The following is a 20,488-nucleotide window of genomic DNA, read 5'->3' as shown; positions in this document are numbered from 1 at the left end:
AGCATTAACCATGGAAACAATATTAATAATGCCCTATCTACTAAATAGTATTAATTAATGTATCCCATAAAGCTACAATTACCTATGTTTTCAGTAATTGAAGAGGGATCTCATTTCTCACTACTTTACGAAAGGAAATTATTGTGCTTTCTAAGGAATTCTCTAAAATATTAATATTATAGAGTTCTGTATATTATAATTTAAAGATTTATAGTTAGTATACATATTTTTATGTAAAAAATGCTTATATAATATTAACTATTGTGACTATATTGATATAAATGAGCCATGAAGATAAGAATAAAGAAAAAATATTTATACGAGAATCTAGCGGATTAATTAAACAATTTAGCAGTCTAGATATGCTAACGCTAGTTCTCTCATTTTCTATAGGTTCTGGAATATTATTTTTTACTGTAGGCATTACCTATGAATATCCAGGGAGTTTTCCATTATTGTCGTTACTTATTGATGCTATTCCTCTTTTTGCTGCGGCGTCTGTAATATATTTTTTAGGTCTTGTAATGCCAAAAATCGGTGGACAATATGTTTGGATAAGCAGAATACTTTCTCCAGGATTAGGCTATTTTATAAATATATTTACTTGGTTAGGATACTGTATTATAATCGGAGTTGTAGCTTACATCGGAGCATCGTTTCTCTCAGATTCTCTAACTATTGCAGGACTAGTAACGCATTCTCCGAGTATTGTTAACATAGGTAAATATTTCGATTCACCTATTCATATAGTAATTGTTGCAATAATTATAACTATATTATTTACATTATTAGACTCTTTCAGCATACGATTATCTAAATTATCTATTTTTGTAGCATTTTATATTCCATTAGCACTTCTGTTAATACTTGATTTTGCAATGCTTTTTGAGAATCCATCATCTGCACCAGCATTATGGAATAAGGTTTTCGGTCCTTCTTCTTATCAGAATATAATCTTACTTAGTAATCAAAAAGGCTGGTCTTCATCATTAATATCTTTTAGCTTAGCTTCAACGTTACTTGCTGTAATACCACTAACATCTTCTTGGAGTGGATTTAGCCATTTTGGAGGGTGGTTAGCAGGAGATGCTAAGTCTCCCAGAAAAAGTTTATTTTTTGCTACAATAGGTGCAGGATTAGTAGCATTATTCTTAATGGCATTAACGATATATTCTTATCAACATCTTTTTGGATCCGCTTTTATTTCTAGGCTAGGATATGTATCATCTTCCTTAAGCATAACTCCTTCAATACCTCTTTTAGGAGCAGTAGCATTAAGTAATTTCTCTATCTTAGCAATAGCTGTAGGTTTTATAATGTTCCTATTCCCGATAAAGGACATACTACCTTCAGTAGTTGCTCAATCACGACAAATATTCGCAGCTTCCTTTGATAGATTATTACCAGAAAAATTAACTCATATTTCAAAAAGTGGTATTCCAATAGTTAGTTATGCTGTAACTGCTACTGTAATAGCTATTTCAATTATAATGGTAAGTCCATTATTTCCTTTAGGGCTCTATGTTGCTACCGATCTTTTTAGTATAGCACTAGGTTTCTTACAAATATTTACTGCAATATCAGCAATAGAATTTCCTATTACTAAGCATGAATTATATGTTAATGCTCCTTCACCAGTAAATAAAGAAATCCTTGGAATACCTTTAATTTCCGTTCTAGGTACTATATCATTAATAGGATGGATCTTTCTCTTATCTGACTCTTTCTATGGCGTTATAAGTTCTAAAGTAGGATTTGAAGTAATGTTCATCATTGCACTAATTATGGGCGCTATATTTCTTCTATATAGCTACTTTAATTCAAAATTATCAAAAGAAGGAATAGATGTCGAACTTATAGGAAAGGAGATTCCTCCAGATTAAAGAGAATTTTTATTTTATCATTTTAGATTATGGCAGTAAAAACTTCTTATAAAAAAGGTTCATGACATTAGGTAAAATGTGAAAATCTTCCAGAATAATATTAAGAGTAATAAAAAGTTTCTAGTTAATTTAAGGATATTTTTAAAATATTTTCTTCTAATTTAGGATTTTAGATAAAATATTAGAAGTTATATAAGCATATTAATAGCTTATATCTAACATCTTTTCATTATAATTTATGATAGTAAATAAGGAAGACCTCTATAGTCTTGTTTTTTCTATATTTCAGAAAATAACTTTCGATGAATATGCTAAAATATTGGCAGAAGAACTAGTTAATGCTAATTTAGCTGGTCATGAAGATCATGGAGTACAATTAGTTCCTTATTACGTAAAACTGGCTAAAGGAGAAAAAGTAAATCTAGGAGGTACAATAATTCCTCCAATTAACCCTAAAGCTAGAATAGATATTCAACGTAATGATTTTCTCATAAAAATAGATGGTAAAATGACTTTTGGACAAGTTATACTGCGAAAAGCTAGTGAGGAAAAAGTGGAAAACTTCAAGATATTTTTAGGCAGAAACGTATCGCATATAGGAAGATTATCCTCTTTTACTGAAAACTTTGCAAAAAAAGGATTTATAACACTTTTAGTAGCAAGAACTCCACCACTTATTTCTCTTGAAGGAATGAAAGGAAGAATATTAGGAAATAACCCAATAAGCATATCTTTCCCTGGAGATCCGCCTATTACAATAGATATGGCATTAAGTAAAACTTCTTTTGGGAAAGTAGTAAGTTCATTATATAGAGGAGAAAAAATAGAAGAAGGTATGATTCTAAATGCTGAAGGTAAAGGAACATCAAAACCTGAAGACTTAATAAACGGTGGCTCACTTTTACCTATAGGAGGATATAAAGGATTTAATCTAGCATTAGCTATAGAAATTCTTACATCATTATTCTCTGAAGACGTAGACATAAATCCGTTCTTTGGCATTGTGATAAGAGAAGATCTTATTGGAAATGAGAAAAAAATTGAAAAAATTAAAGAAAGAATACCAACTACTCCTTTCTATCATTTTCCTGGTTCAAGAAAAGTTGAAAAAGAAAACATAGATTTACCAGATTCTCTCTGGGATCAATTAATAAAAATTAATGATAGTATAAGTTAGTTAGTAATATGTTTGAGTTTTTAATAATTAAGAAATTTAGTCAGAACTAACTAGAATTACGTGTAATATATATTTTTTATCCATTAGAGACATCATTTTTCTAAAAGGACCTCCTTTAACATGGCTCATATGAACTTTTGCGGCACTTCTCATCCACTCTTGTAAAGAAGAAAACCCACTCTTATCTACATATTGCCTCATTATCATTGGATTAGCATCAATAACTTTATCAATAAAGCATTCGACAGTATTATTATTATGTTTACATAGGTATTTTCCAGGCTGTATATTACTAGCTCTAATAACGTATACTTCCTTATTATTTAGTAAAAAATTCCAAACATTATCGTAATTTATCTCTATCTCATTTTCCATAATTTTTTATTTTATAATCGATATTTAACCTTTACTACTAACAAATGAGAATCTACGCTCGATATGAGAAAAATATGTAGTAGGTTATTATACGGTAATAAAAGTTTCCTGCTAAGGTAAAGAAAGTTACTACATGAATTTTTCTATCTAAAAATAAAATAAAATTTAAAATCTTTATTGAATCTCTAATGGAACTTTTATTTTAGAATGCTCTGAAATCTTCTAAGTTAAACGTTTAACTTTACGTAAGTTAAACTTTTATACATTAAAGAGAAAATATATTCATGGAACGATATAGAGTAAAGGTCTATAAGAAAGGAATTATAGTTATTCCTAAAGAGATAAGAGAAACGATTGGGATAAAGGAAGGAGATATAGTAGAACTTATAGTTAATGAAGGTAAGGTAAGCATAGAGAAACCCGAAACTCTCCTAGACCTATTTGGAGTAGATGGAAATAGAGCCGTAGAAGTTGCGAAGGCTATAGTTGAGGAAAGGAGGAAGGAAGTTGAAAGAGAAGTACGTCATTGACGCAGGACCTTTATCTCTATTTTTCGCAGGAAAAAAGGACGTAAAAAAATTCTTCGAGGAGATGTATAATAATAACGTAATAATCTACATGAATGAGGTTAATCTTGCAGAATTTATTTATAATTATATTTCAAAAGTAGGAAAAGATATTGCAATAGCAAGACATAGGTATATTAGAAACTCGCCAATAAGGATAATTTCGCCAAACGAAAATATAACAGAGACTGCTGCCATATTAAAGAGTAAATATTCTTACCTTTCATTGGCTGACGCTTATCTTATAGCTACGGCGAAAAAAATTGGAGGAAAAGTTATTACTACGGATGAAGATATTGAAAAAACCAAGGAGATAGAATATATAAAAATTTCTTTAGATTAGAAATAGTTCTTAGATAAACAGTGTTATTCAATTTTTAAAATCAACTCATAACTTACATAGTCTGATAGTGACGGAAAAAGAATCCAGTACTACATTAAAGAGAAAAATTAATGCGCTCCTATTATTTGAAGAAGAACGTAACTACTTCTGATCTACTATTTTTATCTTTTTAATAGTATCAGTAAATAGTGTAAGTAATACTATTGATGATATTAACAATGCTATTCCTATATAAGTAAATGTAACTCCTATGACAGTTGCCATTATTGAGACTAAAATAACCATTATAGATCCGAAGATCTGCTGTAAAACTCTTTGTGTAATAGAAATATTCACATAAATATCTTTGCTCGTAATATACTGATAAATAGAATTAAGATGTATGTAAACGTACGCTGCCACCATAGATTGCAAGAAAGTTAGAATAGTAATAGGTATTATCTTACCAGAAATAAATGGAAAAATTAAGTCAAATAATGTAACAGGAAAGACTAATAACAAGAGATTCCTCAGAATTTCGGTCTTCTTCTTAAGGGCTATAGAGGCACCAACGGCCTGGGCTATTAGACTTATAGTGAAAACTATAGTATAATATTCTGAAAATGTTGTATTATTAACATATATAATTTTAATAAATAATATAGTTAATGCACTAGATAATGCCGTGATGGAATAGAAACGAGTTTCTAAAAACCTAAATATATAATTAGTTTTTATATATTTAATCCATACCTTAAAGGAATTAGCAGAAGAAAGGGTTATTTTAATGTTGTTTAATCTTGTAATTAATAAGAGAATTACTATTTGTAAAGGTAATATTATTAAGAGTAAATAAAGGTGAGATGAATAATTATTCAAGACACCTGCGGTTATTAATGCTAGAATAGTCGCACTTAATAAGAAAATATTTAGAGTAGAATTATAGTTTATAAATTCATTATATTTGTTTAATAGAGTTCTAGCATAATATCCTAATGCTCTGCTGGGTATTGCAATTAAGAAGTTAAATATGGAGACAAGTAGGATTTCCTCTAAAGGAGCCAATTCCTGAGCTAAAGCAAGGATTACAAAAGATATTAATATGGAAAAAATTATTACATTGATTTTCACGCTTTTTATTTTCATAAAAATGTATGGCAAAGGTAGTGAAAAAATATTACGTGCATTTGATAACATCCAAATTAACGCTGAGATTATTAAATTCTTATAAATCAAATAGGTGTCTATTACGAAATAGTATCCTACAAACATAGTTATGAAATCAAAAAGAGTAAGTAGAGCTATTATAATTTTTATCTCATTGGGTATATTCAAATCACTGTCACTGTATGCTCAAGTTTCATATTTCTTATTTTTAATAGAGGCCCTATAATAGGTGAATGCACCGAGACTTCTTTATTAGTAATATTAGAAAGTTGAATTAATTCCATTTGATCAATTTCCGAAAGATCTCCTAATAGATCTCTAAGTATATATTCGCCTACTCCGCCTATAATCATCTTAAGAGAAAAAGTAAGTTCATGCTTATTAAGAAAATCAATAATTCTAGTCATGAATTTCTCCTTAATATTATAATAGAAATTATATACTATCGTATATACATTATTCTCATTTAAAGTATTAAATTGATAGGAATCAGTCTGTAATATATTTTTTATATCTTGCAAAATTTTTTCATTATTAATATTATTTTTATTTACTAAATAATCAGTAAAATATGTATAATAAAACTTGGAAAAGATTTTTAAAAACTCCATGGTTTTAACTGAGACTTTCTCAAATTTTTTAGATTTTATAGATAAGAATAAATATATTATAATTAACAATAATTCGCTTTGAAAAATTTTTGAAAGTCCTATTGGAATATGATAATTGTTATAGAAATACGAGATATCTGTAAATAGACCTAAGCTCATAAAATCTAAATCAGATAATGAGAAATCACTAGTTAAATTATTAGAGAAGAAAATTCCAGTAGACTGAGTACCCATTTCAAAAATTAGACTTTTCCCTCCCAAGCCTAATAGCTCAATAAGAGGTAGAATTCCTGTTTTATGTGAAAGTAAATATATAGTGTTATCTATCTTTTTGAAATTATTATTGGTAATATCAATAAATGTATTTAATAGTGTAAAGTAATAAATCTTATTATAGTTATTTCCGAATATTTTCCTTATTATATCAAGGCTTTTATCTAAGGGATTCTGCAAAAAATTAGTAGCTGAACCAGAAACGATTATATTATCTATTTGATCGTCTATGTTGAAATTTTGACTTATATATTTTCTTATTAACTCTAATGTAGAATTTTTTGTAGAATTATGATTATAATAAAGATCTATTTTAGGATCGTCTCTATAATTATTATCCAATAAATTAAAAAAATAAGGAATTAAGGGAATTGTAGTCACATATATTTCCTTTTTATCTACATTATGCATTCCTATTTCCAAATTTCCTCCAAAGTCTATGTAAATATCAATCATAAATATCCTCACCAGTAAGAGGACATCTTAGTTCTCCTAAATTACCTGTAAAAAATCCTCTAGCCCAAAATCTTATTTTATCTTGATCTAACACCAAATTTTCATTGCTATCTAAATACCCTACAATATTTCTATCTGAATACAAATCTACAGTACATTTGGATATTTTTCCGTCTGCTCTAATAACTATAGAATTTGGTAGAGAAGCATAACAGAAATTACTCATATTTCTGTTTAGGACAATATTAAGCCCTCTTGACTTAGCGTAAGTTATTGCGTCTTCCACCTCTTCTCTACTCGGTAACATTATCGCATTATCATTAGGTCCTCCAAGTCGCGATATAGATCTTAAAAATAACACGTACCTTTTATCATCAGCTAAATAATCTGCTAATAAATCAATTAGTTTTTTTACTGACGAAAAATTATTTTTATGCATATGTATTCTTATTGTAATTCTAAAATCTTCCTTTAGATCCTTATACGATACGATATTTTTGAAGATCATATCAAAAGTAGGAGTCTTGCCTATTGTTATTCTAACTTTATCATGATAATCCTTATAACCGTCAAAAGTTATTTGATATTCTCTTACGTTAAGTTTTACTAATTTTTCAAATTTTTCCTTATTAAGCAAATATCCATTTGTAGTCATATCGCCATGTGTATTTATTATGGAATTACTATATTCCATAATTTTTATAATTTTATCATAGTATAACATGGGTTCCCCACCAAAAAAGGACATATTAAGCCTATCTATATTGTAATAATATACTAATTTATGAATAGATTTTATTATTCGTTGATCCAAATCATTCACTTTGTTATTGGAAAATTTTTCATAACAATAAATACACCTAAAATTACATTGTTCCGATAACATAAAAATAATATGAAAAAAATTATTATCTAACTTATTATCTTGTATTATCATAGTGTATTACCTCTTGTTGACGCTTTAATACACAGTCACAATTATACACAGTCACAATTATCCAAACAAACTGCAGTTTGCCGACTAAACTTATTCTTACTTAGTTTTACAAGATCCAACCAGCTTTGATGAACCCATTTTTCTGAAATACTCTGCATTTCTTTATTACCTAATTGTATGGTATGTAAATGGTTTCTTTTTTTTAACTATTAATAATTTTTTAATATGATATTATACAATTTAAACGTATTAGTGTAATGTAACATTTTATGACATTAAAATTTAACATTATTTAGCATCAAAACTAAATAGTTTAAAGTAAAACTTTATATATTAGGGTCATTTAGGTTTTCTTTGTAAGTTCACTTTGTTTTTATAATCTGAGAGAAAATATTACGACTTTAGCCTTCAAATACGTTTTGTTGATGTAATAATTTGATTGAATATCTCTCTTATAATTCTCTATTATTCCATTCAGTAATAGAGTCGTGAATTGCTCATATATTCGGAAAGTGACAATAAATAAGATGATAAGTAAAGTATATTGAAGATATACAAGATTTTTTATTAAGCCCATTCCTATAATAAACTCTCTCCTAAAAATTATAATACATTAATCTATTAGAAGTTAGAATTTTCGATATGAGATATGTTTCTTTACTTATCTTGACATAATTCAAATAGTTTCTATTGCACTTATTAGTTCATCTATGAATAGATTATAAAGACATATTAAATATAAAAGAGCACGGCATAAAATAATATCTAAATAAAATTGCCAATATATATAATTTTATATAACGTGATATATCATTTACTTAGATTATGTTTTTTTATAAACATATTATTAACTGGCTGAAGATACTATTATACTTCCTTAGAATATAAAGGACAAAATAATTATTAGTAAGTTTACGATACCTAATTTATAATGAGTTTTACATATTTCATCTTGTCCCATAAAGCATTAGAATGTATAACTTAATTATTTTAAAATTCAACATTATTTGATCATATATTTGATAAACTATATTAACTTTTTAACCTTAAACTATAAAAAATTTTTTGTATAAAAATGGAAAATACTTATATACAATTTATTGAGTTGCTATTCTATGGCTGATAAGTTAAACATAGGAATTAAGGATAATCCAAATTTTAGAAAAGAAGCGGGAATTTTCTCATTAATAGCTTTTTCATTAGGAAATATAATAGGTTCTGGAATTCTTCTTTTACCTGCAGTAACTGCGTCTTTAACTGGACCATTAAGTCCTATAGTATGGTTAGTAGGCGGTGTATTATTATTGCCAGTAGTAATAGTTTATTCTAAATTAGCCAATATTTTCCCGTTTGTAGGAAGTAAAATAAGGTTTATTAACGTTACTCATGGTAAAGTCATGGCTTCCAGTGTAGGTTGGCTTTATTTAATAGGTACACTTTTAACTATACCTATAGAAGCAGAAGCTACTGCAAATTACCTTTCGTATGTTTTCCCTTCAATAATGTATAAAGGATATCCTACTCCCTTAGGGTATTTAATTGAAGGAGTTATAGTTATTTTAATATATTCATTAGTTTATCTTGGAATAAAGGGATTATCAATCTCAGTAAATACAATAACTTATGCTAAGCTTGGAATTTTGGCATTATACATATTGGCAGTAGGATTTCTAGACTTTCACGTATCTAACCTTACGATGAATTTTTCTCCATCTTTTTCTAACTTCTTTTATGCTATAGCCTTAACTATGTTTGCTTATGGCGGATTTAGAAGTGCCATGGTTTATGCTGGAGAATCCAAAAGCAATACTGGAAAAGCTATAATGATAGCGTTCATAATTTCGATGATTATCTATACTTTAGTTCCGTTAATTTTTATAGCTTCTCTATCTTCGTCTGTGCTTTCAGCTGGATGGAGTAGTTTAGGAAAAATGAGCGCACCACTAGCTGAAAGTGCTATAATAGCTGGGATACCTGCCCTGGGCGCTCTGTTTATTTTAGACGGAGTAATATCTCCTTCTGGAGCCTCTCTAATAGGTGCTGGAGATATGATAAGATATTCTTATGCCTTAACTAAGTCTGGGAGCTTTCCTAAAGCTTTAGGTAAGGTAGATCCTAAAAGAGGAATACCAGTATTGCCTGTTATGTTATTTGGAGTGTTTTCTTTACTCACTCTCTTTCTTTCATCTACTTTTGAGCAATCTATAGGATATTTAGTAGCTACAAGAATATTAGCATACTCAACTGGTCCTGTTAGTCTATTTGTAATTTCCAATGATAATAAAAATAAATTATTATCTTTCGGTTCCTTCCTAATAACTGGATTAATATTTAGCTTTGTTGGATTTCCAAAAACTCTTTTTGGTACTATGGTGATCCTTTTATCTATTATAGCAATGTTACCTTTTTCAAAGAATTATATTCCTGCATTGTGGTATCTAGGTTTTAGCGGAGTAGTTACATTAATAACTTTAATTTCTCTTCCTACTCTTTTGTCTTTACCAATTGTTATAATTACATCAGCTGCATTCTTTTATTTAGCTACTAAAACTGCTAGAGGGGATGGTGAAGTTGACGTATAATCTAGGCGGAGGTTTACCTGATCCTAGTATTTTTCCTAAAAAAATTTCTGATATTCACTTTGAACCAGAGATTAGTTTTCAGGAATTAGATAAGGAATTACTAAAAATATTAAATTATAGAGGAATTAATGCAAAAAATGAAGAGCTACTTTTAACTACAGGCAGTATTCAAGGTATATATATCTTCTCTTATTCTTTTATAGATCCTGGAGATAAAATAGCAATAGAGTATCCAACGTTCGCTGGTGCAATAAAGGTTTTCAAAGCTAGAAATCCTGATCTTGTTAAATTACCAGTTATACCTTATTATAATATAGAAGTAAAAGAAAAGATAAAGGCAATGTACGTTATACCTACTGGGCAAAATCCTACAGGAATTAATATGAAATTAGAAGATAAAAAAAGACTTCTTGAATTAGCAGAAGAAAAAGATTTCATTATTCTTGAAGATGATGCCTATGGACTTCTAACACCAGAGCAACCTACTTTAAAATCTATGGATAAAAACGGAAGAGTGGTTTACATAACTACACTAAGTAAAGTTTTCTCTTCAGGGATTAGACTAGGAATAATGGTAGCAGATAAAGAAATTAATGAAACATTTAGAAAGGTAAAAGAAAATATAGACGGAGGGAATAGTACTCTTTCCCTGTCATTACTTTTTGAATCTCTAAAGGATGGAAGCTTCTGGGAAGGACTAACGAGGGCCAAAAGAATATATAATGAAAAGAAGTCAATAATGTGTGAAGCATTAAACAGATATTTACCACAAGCAGAATGGAATTATCCAGAAGGAGGATTATTTTATTTTATAAAAATTAAAGGTATAAATTCGGAACAGCTTTTAACTAAGGTTAAGGATAAGGTAATATTCTCTCCAGGCAGTAAATTCTTCTTCGATGGCTATGGTAAGGAATATCTTAGATTAAGCTTTTCTTATTCTTCTCCTGAAGAAATAGAAAAAGGAATAGAAATAATATCAAAGGAAATACAATAGAATTAAATATTAAAAATCTGAATATGCTATCTTATAAATTTACAATCTAATGATTCTAATAATGCCTATATTTCATATTTTAGAATGTTTTTAATATATCTATTGCATAGTATTTTATAGTAATAATAGATGATCAATTATACAAAATTTGAGAGAAATTTTGTATAAGCATGAAATTCTCATGGTATTGATCTATTGAGTTTTTATTGAAACGATTTAGTTTATGTTCACCTTGGAGAACATCCTAGGATTGTTAGAGGCGAAGCATATAGAGCTTGTTGAGATCGGCACTTTGTTGTGAATCCCTAGGATAGTAGTAACTCCTCGCATTATGCATTAGGAATCAGTATTACTTTAACATCCTTAACTTTACTAAGCTCGTGATCGCTGGTCACGGCAGTTGAATTTGTGCTTTTAGCAGATGCTAACAAAAACGCATCTCCTAAGGAGAGGTTTATAAATTCCCTCATCATCAACTACAACATTAACTTCATCACGATATTTTTAAACGAGAATAATTTGAGTTATAATTAAATACTTTTGTTATAAAATAAATATATGAAAATAGCATTATTAGGCGGTTCTGGCTTAATAGGAAGAGTAACAGCTAGAGAACTTCAAGCTTTAGGAATAGATTTCGCAGTAATGGATATTGTAAAGCCCGAATATAATGCTGAATATGAATTTTTGGATCTAAATGATATAGAAATGACCTCGTCTAAAGTAAAAAACTATGATTATGTAATTAATGCCGCACAATATTATTTTAATTTAAATGTGATGAAAGCATGTCTAAAATCTGGAGTGAATTATGTTGATTTAGGAGGACTTTTTTGGATGACTAAAAAACAATTAGAATTGCATAAAGATTTCGAAAAAGAAGGATTATTGGCAGTTATTGGTATGGGAGCCGAACCTGGTATTACAAATGTTATAGCTGAGTGGATTTATGAAAAACATGGAATTCCTGAAAGAATAAAATTAAGGGACGGTTGGATATCGACTACCGATAATATCAATTGGAGTATAGATACACAACTTGATGAGATGACTATGGATGCCCCAATATTCGATGGTGAACTAAAATACTACAAACCTTTATCTAAATCTGACGAAGTTGATTTCTCAATAGGTAAAATTAAAACGTATTTAACTATTCATAGTGAATTAGCTACTTTTCCTTCTTCTTTTCCTGGAGTTAAATATGTGGATTGGATGGAAGGAGGAACTGGATTTGAGAATATTATATTTATAGGGAAATTATTTGGAGATAATGATGAAATTTTAGGAATAAAATCAAGAAAGTACTTAAGGGAACTTTTGAAGAAAAAGGGACTTTTAGGATATTCTTCAATACCGGACGAAGTAGAAGCTGCAAAAGTGATATTTGAGTACGAAAAAAAGATAGTGTCTGTTGAATTCGTAGCTAAGCCAATGGGTTTATTTGATGGAACACAGTATGTTACTGGTATATCACCAGCAATAGCAATCTCTGTCGGTATTAAAGGAAAAGGCGTTTTACCACCAGAAAAGGTTATAAGTAGTGAGAAATTTATTGAAGAATTAAAAAAGAGAAAAATAGATTTATATTATGCGGTAAACGAAAAGTTATAAATATCATTTATAGTAGACTACTATTTATATTTTTTATTTAATGATGATTATGACTAAAAAATTATGAAAAGATTTTGGAGTTAATACTAAATAAAAATAAAAAGTATTCATGATAATTACGTATAAAATATAAAAATAGTTTATTTGTAGATTATCTTATGTCTGATAAAAGAATATTCATTAGAGAATCTTCAGGTCTAATTAGGCAAATGGGAGCTAAGCATGCATTTGCAAAAGTCTTAGCTCTTATTGTGCCTATATCGTTATACTATACATTAATTTATTCCCCCTCAATACCTGCAGCTAATTGGTTTGTAGGAATAATAATTGCTCCAATAATGGCTTTGCCAATATTTCTTACTTATCTAAAATTAGCAGAATATATTCCCAGATCATCTGGAGAATATATCTATATCTCTAGAATACTTGGACCATTGCCAGCTACCATTCAAGGTATAGCTAATATAATCTCAACACCTTTACTTGCTGCCATACTTTCCCAGATAGAAGTTGCGGCAGGAATAGCTCCTGCACTTCAAATAATAGGTTTAGCTTTAGGGAATACAACTTTATTCAATATAGGCGTAAATATATTAATTAATCCTACATATTACTTTATAGCTAGTTTAGCTTCACTAATACTAATGTGGATTGTAAGTATATTGCCACAAAGAATAATGGGTAACTTTTTGTTTACTATAGCAACTATGCAAGTAATTGGAGCACTAATAATAGTAGGTTTATTTGCTGAAGGAAATTCGGCTTTTGCTGCAGATTTTAACAAATTCTCTTCAATGTTTTCTGGTCCTACATATTCTACTTTATATTCTAATGGTATGTCGCTATATTCTCCAGTTTCAGACCCATTACAGACTATGATATTTGCAGTTCTAATGCTAATGTGGCTTTTTATATGGTTTTTTGGACCTTCGTATTTTGCTGGAGAATATAAACAAGCCGCTAAGTCCTTAAAACTTGGAATGCTTTCTGGTTATATTATTGCTACTTTAATAATAATAGCATTAACAATACTTACAGCTACAACTATGGGAATACCATTCTTTAATTATGTAGCTTTAAACGGTTGGGGGTCTTCAAATCCAGTATCTGCTGGAGAAGGATATATAGCATGGGGAGGAATAATGGCCATTTCAGTACCAATATTGGCAGTACTCGTAGGTATATTAAATATAGGTATACAGTTCGTAGCAGGTCCCTTATCTTTAGCTATACCGAGCAGAGTGATGCTAGCCATGTCTTTTGATAGAATTCTTCCTGAAAAACTAGCATACGTAAGTCCAAAATTACAAACACCACTAATAGCTTCTGTTATAGCATTGATTCTTGGAATATTTTTTGAAGTAGCCACACTATATTTAGGATTTGCAGTATCTACAATAGCATTAATAGCTATTCTATTTATATATCAATTTTTACAAGCTACAATATCTGCTGCAGTAGCTGGATTTAAGGGAATAATAGGCGTTTATCTGAGCCAAAAAGAAAAGAATATGCTAAAGATTTATGGTATACTTGGATCTATTATATTATCTATATCCGTTATTCTTGCAATTGGATATGCCATAATAAATCCAGTTTATAGCTCAATGGTATTTGCTGGTAATTTACCTCTCAATATAGTATTAATAGTCATAATACCATTATTAGGAGTATTAACATTCCTTATTTCGAAGAAATATAGACAAAATGAAGGTATAGATTTAAACCTTATATTTAAGGAAATACCGCCAGAATAGTTTTTTATGAGTATAGATTGCATAATACTTTATTTTAATTGACAGCCATAAGGATCCACTATATTCCAAGTAGAATCTTTAGAATCTGAAGAAGAAACTACATAATCAGCAATCATTAGACTCCATTTTAAAATAGTTTTTATTGCAATATCAGGTTTTAATTGTAATTCTCTATTTAAAATAGTTGATACTCTTTTACTCTGAGCTTTTCTTATATTCTCCCTAATAATTTTAATTATACTACTTTTTGTATTTTTATCTAATTTATTAATTAGTTCGTCTTCATTATGAAATATTTTAGGATAGTTTATTCTTTTAATAATTGGATCTGTTAATTTTACTTGAGGATTAGGATCTATTAAAGCAAAGTCTGATCTACTTAAAAATATTGGAAAAGAGTAGAGATTAAAAACTACTATAGGGTAAAGATCATTGCATTTAATAAGCACATTACCCTTATGCATAACTACTATAGTATTTCTAGTTGGAATATATTTGATTATATTTTTTAGAAAAATTTCAGAAATAGGTTTACCGTTAACATTATATTTTTTATCAATAATATAATGAAATTTCCATTCCTTACCTATTTCTTTCCAACTACTGTCAATACAATCTATTATTAAATTAATATCTTCTAAATTTAAATAAATTCCGCCTATAAAAGTATTAGCGTTAATCGATTCATCTATAAATATAATACGCATAGTTCCTATCTAACGATAATTCGATAAAAATTTTTAGAAAACATGAGTAACTTCCCCTTCATCTGCCCCAGTCTTACACTAGGGCTCTAGGGCTTTCCCCTTCATCTGCCCCAGTCTTACACTAGGGCTCAGAGGTTTTTCTCAATATAAATTATCAAGAGTTTTACTTAAAAACTTTATTATAATAACGCTTATGCTCTTCTTATGCCTTAAAAGGAATAAGATCTTTGCATTTAGATTCTAAGAAAGTATATGTGCTCTCCTAACAAGTATTATTAAAAGTTATAAAAATCTTGTAATAATATAAATTAATATCTAAACAAGCTATGGATACGATCTATTTATATCAAAATATAAATTAGTAAAGAAAGGATAAGAATTGGAAAGTCTTCAAGATATTAGAAAATTAGATAGAAAATATCTGAGATATCATATTTTAATAATTATATTAACTAGAATATGCTACATTATTTTTCGTCATAAAAACTAAATTAATATATCAAACTCTAACTATCATCAATATATTAATTGCGATGTTTATATGTGTTTATTTTTCATCTTTATGTTGATAACAATGAAAGTCTAACTAGTCATATTTACGATCTAGAATTAGCTTTAAAGGTTAATATAAGCAAGAAAAACTAAATGAAATTTCTAAGACAGTCAACGGGTTTAGTAAAAGAATTGGGAGCATTTGATGCGTTTTCGCTGAACTTCTCTTTTATTGGACCAGCAGCAGGCCTTTCATATCCTCTTTTTGTTGCATCGACTATAGCTGGAGCTAGCTGGATTCTTTCAGCTATCTTGGGAGCTATCCTTGTATTGCCTCTACTACTAAATTATTATTTATTATCTTATCATATACCAAGATCTGCTGGAGATTATATTTATGTATCTAGATCCATGGGAGAATTAGCTGGGACAATACTTGCAATGTCGCTAATTATGAGCTTTTCTATGGGATTTCCAGTACTTGCTGAACTAGAAGTAATAATGGTTATCATTCCTGGACTCCAGTCCATTGGAGTATCTTTCCATAATTCATTACTCATAACTATTGCTAATTCCATTTTAAGTAACAATCTTTATCTATTAATAACTACTACTTTTATTATTCTAGTATCTTTTCTTTTATCTATTTCTTACAAGATTTATACAAAAAGTTTTAGATATCTAACTATTTTACAAATAATAGGCATAGTAATGATGATCTTTGGCATGATAGTGTTTAGGAGTTCTTATTCGCAATATGCTAAACCTTATAGTGAACCAACAAATTATATTCAAACCTTAGCTTTATCATCAATATTCGTACTTTCTATGTATGCTTTTTCTAATGCTCCAGCATATTTTGGTGGAGAAATTAAGAAACCTAAAACTGGATTCTTTGCAGGATATATACTTTCATATTCTGCTGCTGTAATATTCACTGTGTTCTTAATTCTTGCAATAGAATTTAGTATAGGTAAGGAAGGTTATATTTACGCCACAATAAATGGATGGAATTTACCTATATCTACATCTTCTTTATTAGCTTTTGGAGTATTGCCTTTTTTAAACATTCCAGAAATTCTGGTTATAGTTGTAATGAGCGCGTTAACATGGTATTTGCTCTATGCTATGATTAACGTTACAGCCTCCTCTAGAATGATATTTTCTTTAGCTTTCGATAGAGTTCTTCCATCGTTCTTAGGTGACGTAAAAAGAGGAATTCCAGTAAATGCCATGCTATTATCTCTCTTTATATCAATTATTTTTGAATTTATTGAAGTATATCTTGGATATTCTGTAAGTTTTGCAGTAGACGGACTATGGTTTATAATATGGAATTATTTATTAGTATCTATAGCTTCTATAAAATTTTCAAATTTAGATAGAAAAATTCTTATAACTGCTGTACTTTCAATAATATCCCTGATTACTGTAGTTATAGTTACAATATTGTATGGAATAGTGACATTTGGTAATTTTTCTTTTGGATCTATAATATTTTCTGGAAACGAATATTTTGATATATCTACAATATTTATTCCGCCAATCTCAGGGTTTTTAACATATATAATTTCAAAAGAGGTAAGAAAAAGAGAGGGAATTGACTTAAGTTTAGTATTTAAGGAGATTCCTCCAGATTAGGATCTCTTTTTCTTTCTTTTAGACAAAAAAGCTATAAAAAAGGAAATTATAAAAGCAAAAAATACAACAACTAAAGTGGCTATTACTTGTGAAATAAACATTATATATAATTAAATATTAAAACTAAAATATCTTTCATTTCTTTATAACAAGCACTACTACGCCTATACCGATAGCTGCAGCTATAACGGCAATAGCTATTACTTCGCTTGTCGAAACTGGTGGAGATACCGAAATTGATGAGTGAGGTAATGTAACAGATACATTAGTTACAGTACTAGTGGTTACTGAAGTTGTAGTTACTGAAGTCGTTGATACTGGTACAGTAGTAGAATATGCTGGCTTAACAGTACCAGGGGATAATATAGTTATTTCATTCGAACCTACTAGTTTATATGTTATTCCATTATATTCTATTTCTTCTGGTAAAGTTATAGTTTGACCTTTATTATACCAATTAGATAAAGTACCATTAGGATAGACTATTGTTACATAGAACTGTTCTTCGTACGAAGTTATGTATTTACCTGGAGAAGATATTTCTAGTTTTGTTATATTAGTAACATATCTTACACTATTATTAATATAAATTTCTGAAGGTAATGTAAGTATATAGTTTTTATTATACCAGTTTGACGTAGTACCATTAGGATAGACTATTGTAGCATAATATTGAAGTATATAATATGGAGATATTGTAATAGGATAATTTACAGTATAATATTGAGTTGAATTGAGTAATAATCTTTCGTTATTTGATACTTGAATAATATAAGGCAATTTAATTATGGATCCGTTATTTACCCACTCCGTTATTGTACCGTTAGGATAATGAAGAGTTATGAGAAATTGTAACTCAAAATTTATATTGATATTGGTAGATGAGTTGATTACTATAACATATTCTGCTGACTCTATATAGTATCTAGTATTATTACTAACGTATTCGTATTTTGGTATTATGATCTTTGTGCCATTAGTATAATATCCACTTATTAAAGTCGTATTCACATTATTAATTAGAGCTCTTATTGGATGACTTACATTTACGTAGTATTCCAATTTAAATGGTATTGTCTCATTTATTGAAGAATTCACTATTATTTTAGTTTCACTTATATTATATATTTCGCCTTTACTTATGTTAATTATCTGAGACGGTATGATAATAACTGTAGATGCGTTATACCAACCAGAAGATATGTTTTCCTTAATTCCGTTAACGTAAGCACTTACATTAAAAGGTAAACTTACATAGTACTGAACTAAATAATTTGTAGATATATTATAATTTCCAGGATAAAATATCATAAATTCGTTATCTATGGATTGTCCATTTAATGTTACTGATATTAGCAAATATCTTGTACCATAAGTTAAATATTCTTCAGGAATTTCTATAGTTGCAGGTAAAGAAATTTGATATGTCATATTGCTTTCATATTCAGATCCGTTTATATAAAATATTGGAGATTGAGACGAAACATAAATTTTCCCTGTAGGATAAAATATAGCTGGATAGAAATTCATTGTAAATGATATATTATCACTATAATATACATCACCTACTGAAACATTCTGTATTACTCCATGAATACCTAGACTGTATAAAACATACGGAGCATCCATTTCTACTGTAGCATTATTAATTTCTTCTTCAGGATATAAATATATAGTAGACCCATTTTCTATTTCGTAAAAGTTAATTATCCTAGGAATTTTATTAATTATTATTTGAAGAGAAATAGTTTCGTTGGATTTTTCTATTGGTGAATTGAGGAACATGTAAATTATATTTGTGGTAGAAATAATCTTAAATCCGAAATAGTTTTCACCACTTATAAGATTATAAGATACTCCTATAATATCATAATGCGTTACTGCATAAGCCTCTGAACCGGATTTAGATTTAGCTCCTAATTCTGTAAACGTATTGGAAAACGTTATAGTAGAATTATATGCAACATATTTAATTCCATTGATTTCTAGATTTCCATATCTTAAGAAGTTTGGCATTGGAGGAATAGGCATAGAGTGAGCCTGTATAATAAACCAACTATATACGTTAGCAATAGCTATAGCATTTTTCTCTGTAGATACTGCTGCATGATTAAATATACCTATAAAATATGGCCTAGTGTAATTGGCATTCTCGGTAAAGTAGTTGACGAATAAGGTTATGTTTCCAAATAAGTATTTTGTTGGGATATAGAACAAATGAACAGGACTCTTATAAACATCAAAAGTTATATCATTTTCAGTTCCATTTATTATAACTGGTATGGAAATATTATATAAATAAACTGCGTCTGGAGGTTGAGCTGACGAAGGCTTATAAAATGCTATAACTATAGAATTAAGCATCATTTCTTTAAGATTATCATTACTTGAGTAATTAAATTCCTTTAAGAATACTCCAAAAGCTCCCTTTAGGTTATAAGAATAATTTACTGAGATTTCATTATAGTATTCTGGCATGATATATCCAATAGCCAAAATACTTTGATTAGATATTATTTTCATGTATTGGGTAGAATTAACCTCAACACTTACACCTCTTATATTATAATACCATAGGTCATTTAATAGTAATCTTGCTTTACTTGTATATCCATTATATGAATAATATTGTGTAGTTGGAACTAACTGTATATATTTTTCTCCAAAAGTAGAATGTGAAGGAGATCTATTAGAATTGTTTATTATTGCCGTAGGTTGAATTGATGCTAATATCACAATGAATAATATAAATCCTAAAATTAATAGAGCTATTTTCATTTTTGTCGAACTTGTATGATCTGTTTCATCTATATAAACTTCAGAAGATAATATAGAAATAATTCATTCCAAGAAAGATGAAACACAATTATATGAAATTAAAATTAAAATATAAGTATAATCTAGTATAAATTGTATAGAACAGAATATTAT

At 28.7% G+C, this 20,488-nt stretch carries 16 protein-coding genes; 9 read left to right on the top strand and 7 right to left on the bottom strand.

Annotated features, from left to right (window positions below; translation table 11 throughout):
• Positions 1 to 281: 281 nt before the first annotated feature.
• Both DFR85_RS18555 and DFR85_RS18550 read left to right on the top strand, forming a co-directional pair.
• Positions 282 to 1,883, top strand: a complete 1,602-nt coding sequence (locus DFR85_RS18555) for an APC family permease (RefSeq protein WP_110269578.1) — start codon at positions 282 to 284, stop codon at positions 1,881 to 1,883.
• A gap of 238 nt (positions 1,884 to 2,121) precedes the next feature.
• Positions 2,122 to 3,060: an Ldh family oxidoreductase gene (locus DFR85_RS18550; RefSeq protein WP_110269577.1), complete on the top strand. Its 939-nt coding sequence runs from the start codon at positions 2,122 to 2,124 to the stop codon at positions 3,058 to 3,060.
• A 36-nt stretch (positions 3,061 to 3,096) separates the two neighbouring features.
• Here the strand turns inward: DFR85_RS18550 and DFR85_RS18545 are convergent, their stop codons facing one another.
• The gene (locus DFR85_RS18545) at positions 3,097 to 3,435 is read right to left on the bottom strand and encodes a hypothetical protein (RefSeq protein WP_110269576.1); all 339 of its coding nucleotides are present in this window, start codon (positions 3,433 to 3,435) and stop codon (positions 3,097 to 3,099) included.
• Positions 3,436 to 3,719: 284 nt separating this feature from the next.
• On the opposite strand from DFR85_RS18545, the gene DFR85_RS18540 reads away from it, so the two are divergent.
• A complete protein-coding gene (locus DFR85_RS18540) occupies positions 3,720 to 3,965 on the top strand; it encodes an AbrB/MazE/SpoVT family DNA-binding domain-containing protein (protein ID WP_110269575.1) in 246 nt (81 codons plus the stop codon).
• A complete protein-coding gene (locus DFR85_RS18535; RefSeq protein WP_110269574.1) occupies positions 3,943 to 4,344 on the top strand; it encodes a type II toxin-antitoxin system VapC family toxin in 402 nt (133 codons plus the stop codon). Before DFR85_RS18540 ends, DFR85_RS18535 begins: the two co-directional genes overlap by 23 nt.
• Before the next feature lie 141 nt (positions 4,345 to 4,485).
• Here DFR85_RS18535 and DFR85_RS18530 read toward each other — a convergent pair whose 3' ends face one another.
• The 3 genes from DFR85_RS18530 to DFR85_RS18520 are packed head-to-tail and all read right to left on the bottom strand — an operon-like array spanning position 4,486 to position 7,716.
• Positions 4,486 to 5,658, bottom strand: coding sequence for a hypothetical protein (locus DFR85_RS18530; RefSeq protein WP_246252981.1), 1,173 nt, complete (start codon positions 5,656 to 5,658; stop codon positions 4,486 to 4,488).
• Positions 5,655 to 6,830, bottom strand: coding sequence for a hypothetical protein (locus tag DFR85_RS31755; RefSeq protein ID WP_246252980.1), 1,176 nt, complete (start codon positions 6,828 to 6,830; stop codon positions 5,655 to 5,657). The genes DFR85_RS18530 and DFR85_RS31755 overlap by 4 nt, the downstream gene beginning before the upstream one ends.
• Positions 6,823 to 7,716 carry a radical SAM protein gene (locus tag DFR85_RS18520; protein WP_110271766.1) on the bottom strand — a complete coding sequence of 298 codons (894 nt, stop codon included), beginning with the start codon at positions 7,714 to 7,716 and terminating at the stop codon, positions 6,823 to 6,825. The genes DFR85_RS31755 and DFR85_RS18520 overlap by 8 nt, the downstream gene beginning before the upstream one ends.
• A gap of 1,166 nt (positions 7,717 to 8,882) precedes the next feature.
• Between DFR85_RS18520 and DFR85_RS18515 the strand changes: the two genes are divergently transcribed.
• Together DFR85_RS18515 and DFR85_RS18510 are read left to right on the top strand one after the other, a co-directional pair.
• Positions 8,883 to 10,349: an APC family permease gene (locus DFR85_RS18515; RefSeq protein ID WP_110269573.1), complete on the top strand. Its 1,467-nt coding sequence runs from the start codon at positions 8,883 to 8,885 to the stop codon at positions 10,347 to 10,349.
• Positions 10,339 to 11,346, top strand: coding sequence for an aminotransferase-like domain-containing protein (locus DFR85_RS18510; protein ID WP_168367104.1), 1,008 nt, complete (start codon positions 10,339 to 10,341; stop codon positions 11,344 to 11,346). Before DFR85_RS18515 ends, DFR85_RS18510 begins: the two co-directional genes overlap by 11 nt.
• A gap of 329 nt (positions 11,347 to 11,675) precedes the next feature.
• Here the strand turns inward: DFR85_RS18510 and DFR85_RS32195 are convergent, their stop codons facing one another.
• Entirely contained in the window at positions 11,676 to 11,816 is a 141-nt protein-coding gene (locus DFR85_RS32195) for a PIN domain-containing protein (RefSeq protein WP_349290776.1), read from the bottom strand.
• 88 nt (positions 11,817 to 11,904) lie between these two features.
• Between DFR85_RS32195 and DFR85_RS18500 the strand changes: the two genes are divergently transcribed.
• Both DFR85_RS18500 and DFR85_RS18495 read left to right on the top strand, forming a co-directional pair.
• Positions 11,905 to 12,960 (top strand): saccharopine dehydrogenase family protein, encoded by a 1,056-nt coding sequence (locus tag DFR85_RS18500; RefSeq protein ID WP_110269571.1) that lies wholly within the window; start codon positions 11,905 to 11,907, stop codon positions 12,958 to 12,960.
• 158 nt (positions 12,961 to 13,118) lie between these two features.
• Positions 13,119 to 14,717, top strand: a complete 1,599-nt coding sequence (locus DFR85_RS18495) for an APC family permease (RefSeq protein WP_110269570.1) — start codon at positions 13,119 to 13,121, stop codon at positions 14,715 to 14,717.
• A 29-nt stretch (positions 14,718 to 14,746) separates the two neighbouring features.
• On the opposite strand, the gene DFR85_RS18490 is transcribed toward DFR85_RS18495, so the two are convergent.
• Entirely contained in the window at positions 14,747 to 15,424 is a 678-nt protein-coding gene (locus tag DFR85_RS18490) for a hypothetical protein (protein WP_110269569.1), read from the bottom strand.
• A 645-nt stretch (positions 15,425 to 16,069) separates the two neighbouring features.
• On the opposite strand from DFR85_RS18490, the gene DFR85_RS18485 reads away from it, so the two are divergent.
• Positions 16,070 to 17,557 (top strand): amino acid permease, encoded by a 1,488-nt coding sequence (locus DFR85_RS18485; protein ID WP_110269568.1) that lies wholly within the window; start codon positions 16,070 to 16,072, stop codon positions 17,555 to 17,557.
• A gap of 135 nt (positions 17,558 to 17,692) precedes the next feature.
• Here the strand turns inward: DFR85_RS18485 and DFR85_RS18480 are convergent, their stop codons facing one another.
• A complete protein-coding gene (locus tag DFR85_RS18480; RefSeq protein ID WP_110269567.1) occupies positions 17,693 to 20,335 on the bottom strand; it encodes a hypothetical protein in 2,643 nt (880 codons plus the stop codon).
• Positions 20,336 to 20,488: the final 153 nt, after the last annotated feature.

This window comes from Acidianus brierleyi, assembly GCF_003201835.2.
In the GTDB taxonomy this organism is placed as follows: Archaea; Thermoproteota; Thermoprotei_A; order Sulfolobales; family Sulfolobaceae; genus Aramenus; species Aramenus brierleyi.
The sequence above is the reverse complement of the archived record's forward strand: the minus strand, read 5'-3'. Positions and strand labels throughout refer to the sequence as shown.

Coding starts and splice junctions, on each gene's coding strand:
- DFR85_RS18480 (WP_110269567.1), bottom strand. CDS start 20,335: ATGAAAATAGCTCTATTAATTTTAGGATTTATATTATTCATTGTGATA.
- DFR85_RS31755 (WP_246252980.1), bottom strand. CDS start 6,830: ATGATTGATATTTACATAGACTTTGGAGGAAATTTGGAAATAGGAATG.
- DFR85_RS18500 (WP_110269571.1), top strand. CDS start 11,905: ATGAAAATAGCATTATTAGGCGGTTCTGGCTTAATAGGAAGAGTAACA.
- DFR85_RS18555 (WP_110269578.1), top strand. CDS start 282: ATGAGCCATGAAGATAAGAATAAAGAAAAAATATTTATACGAGAATCT.
- DFR85_RS18550 (WP_110269577.1), top strand. CDS start 2,122: ATGATAGTAAATAAGGAAGACCTCTATAGTCTTGTTTTTTCTATATTT.
- DFR85_RS18520 (WP_110271766.1), bottom strand. CDS start 7,716: ATGTTATCGGAACAATGTAATTTTAGGTGTATTTATTGTTATGAAAAA.
- DFR85_RS18545 (WP_110269576.1), bottom strand. CDS start 3,435: ATGGAAAATGAGATAGAGATAAATTACGATAATGTTTGGAATTTTTTA.
- DFR85_RS18495 (WP_110269570.1), top strand. CDS start 13,119: ATGTCTGATAAAAGAATATTCATTAGAGAATCTTCAGGTCTAATTAGG.
- DFR85_RS18485 (WP_110269568.1), top strand. CDS start 16,070: ATGAAATTTCTAAGACAGTCAACGGGTTTAGTAAAAGAATTGGGAGCA.
- DFR85_RS18490 (WP_110269569.1), bottom strand. CDS start 15,424: ATGCGTATTATATTTATAGATGAATCGATTAACGCTAATACTTTTATA.
- DFR85_RS18515 (WP_110269573.1), top strand. CDS start 8,883: ATGGCTGATAAGTTAAACATAGGAATTAAGGATAATCCAAATTTTAGA.
- DFR85_RS18540 (WP_110269575.1), top strand. CDS start 3,720: ATGGAACGATATAGAGTAAAGGTCTATAAGAAAGGAATTATAGTTATT.
- DFR85_RS32195 (WP_349290776.1), bottom strand. CDS start 11,816: ATGAGGGAATTTATAAACCTCTCCTTAGGAGATGCGTTTTTGTTAGCA.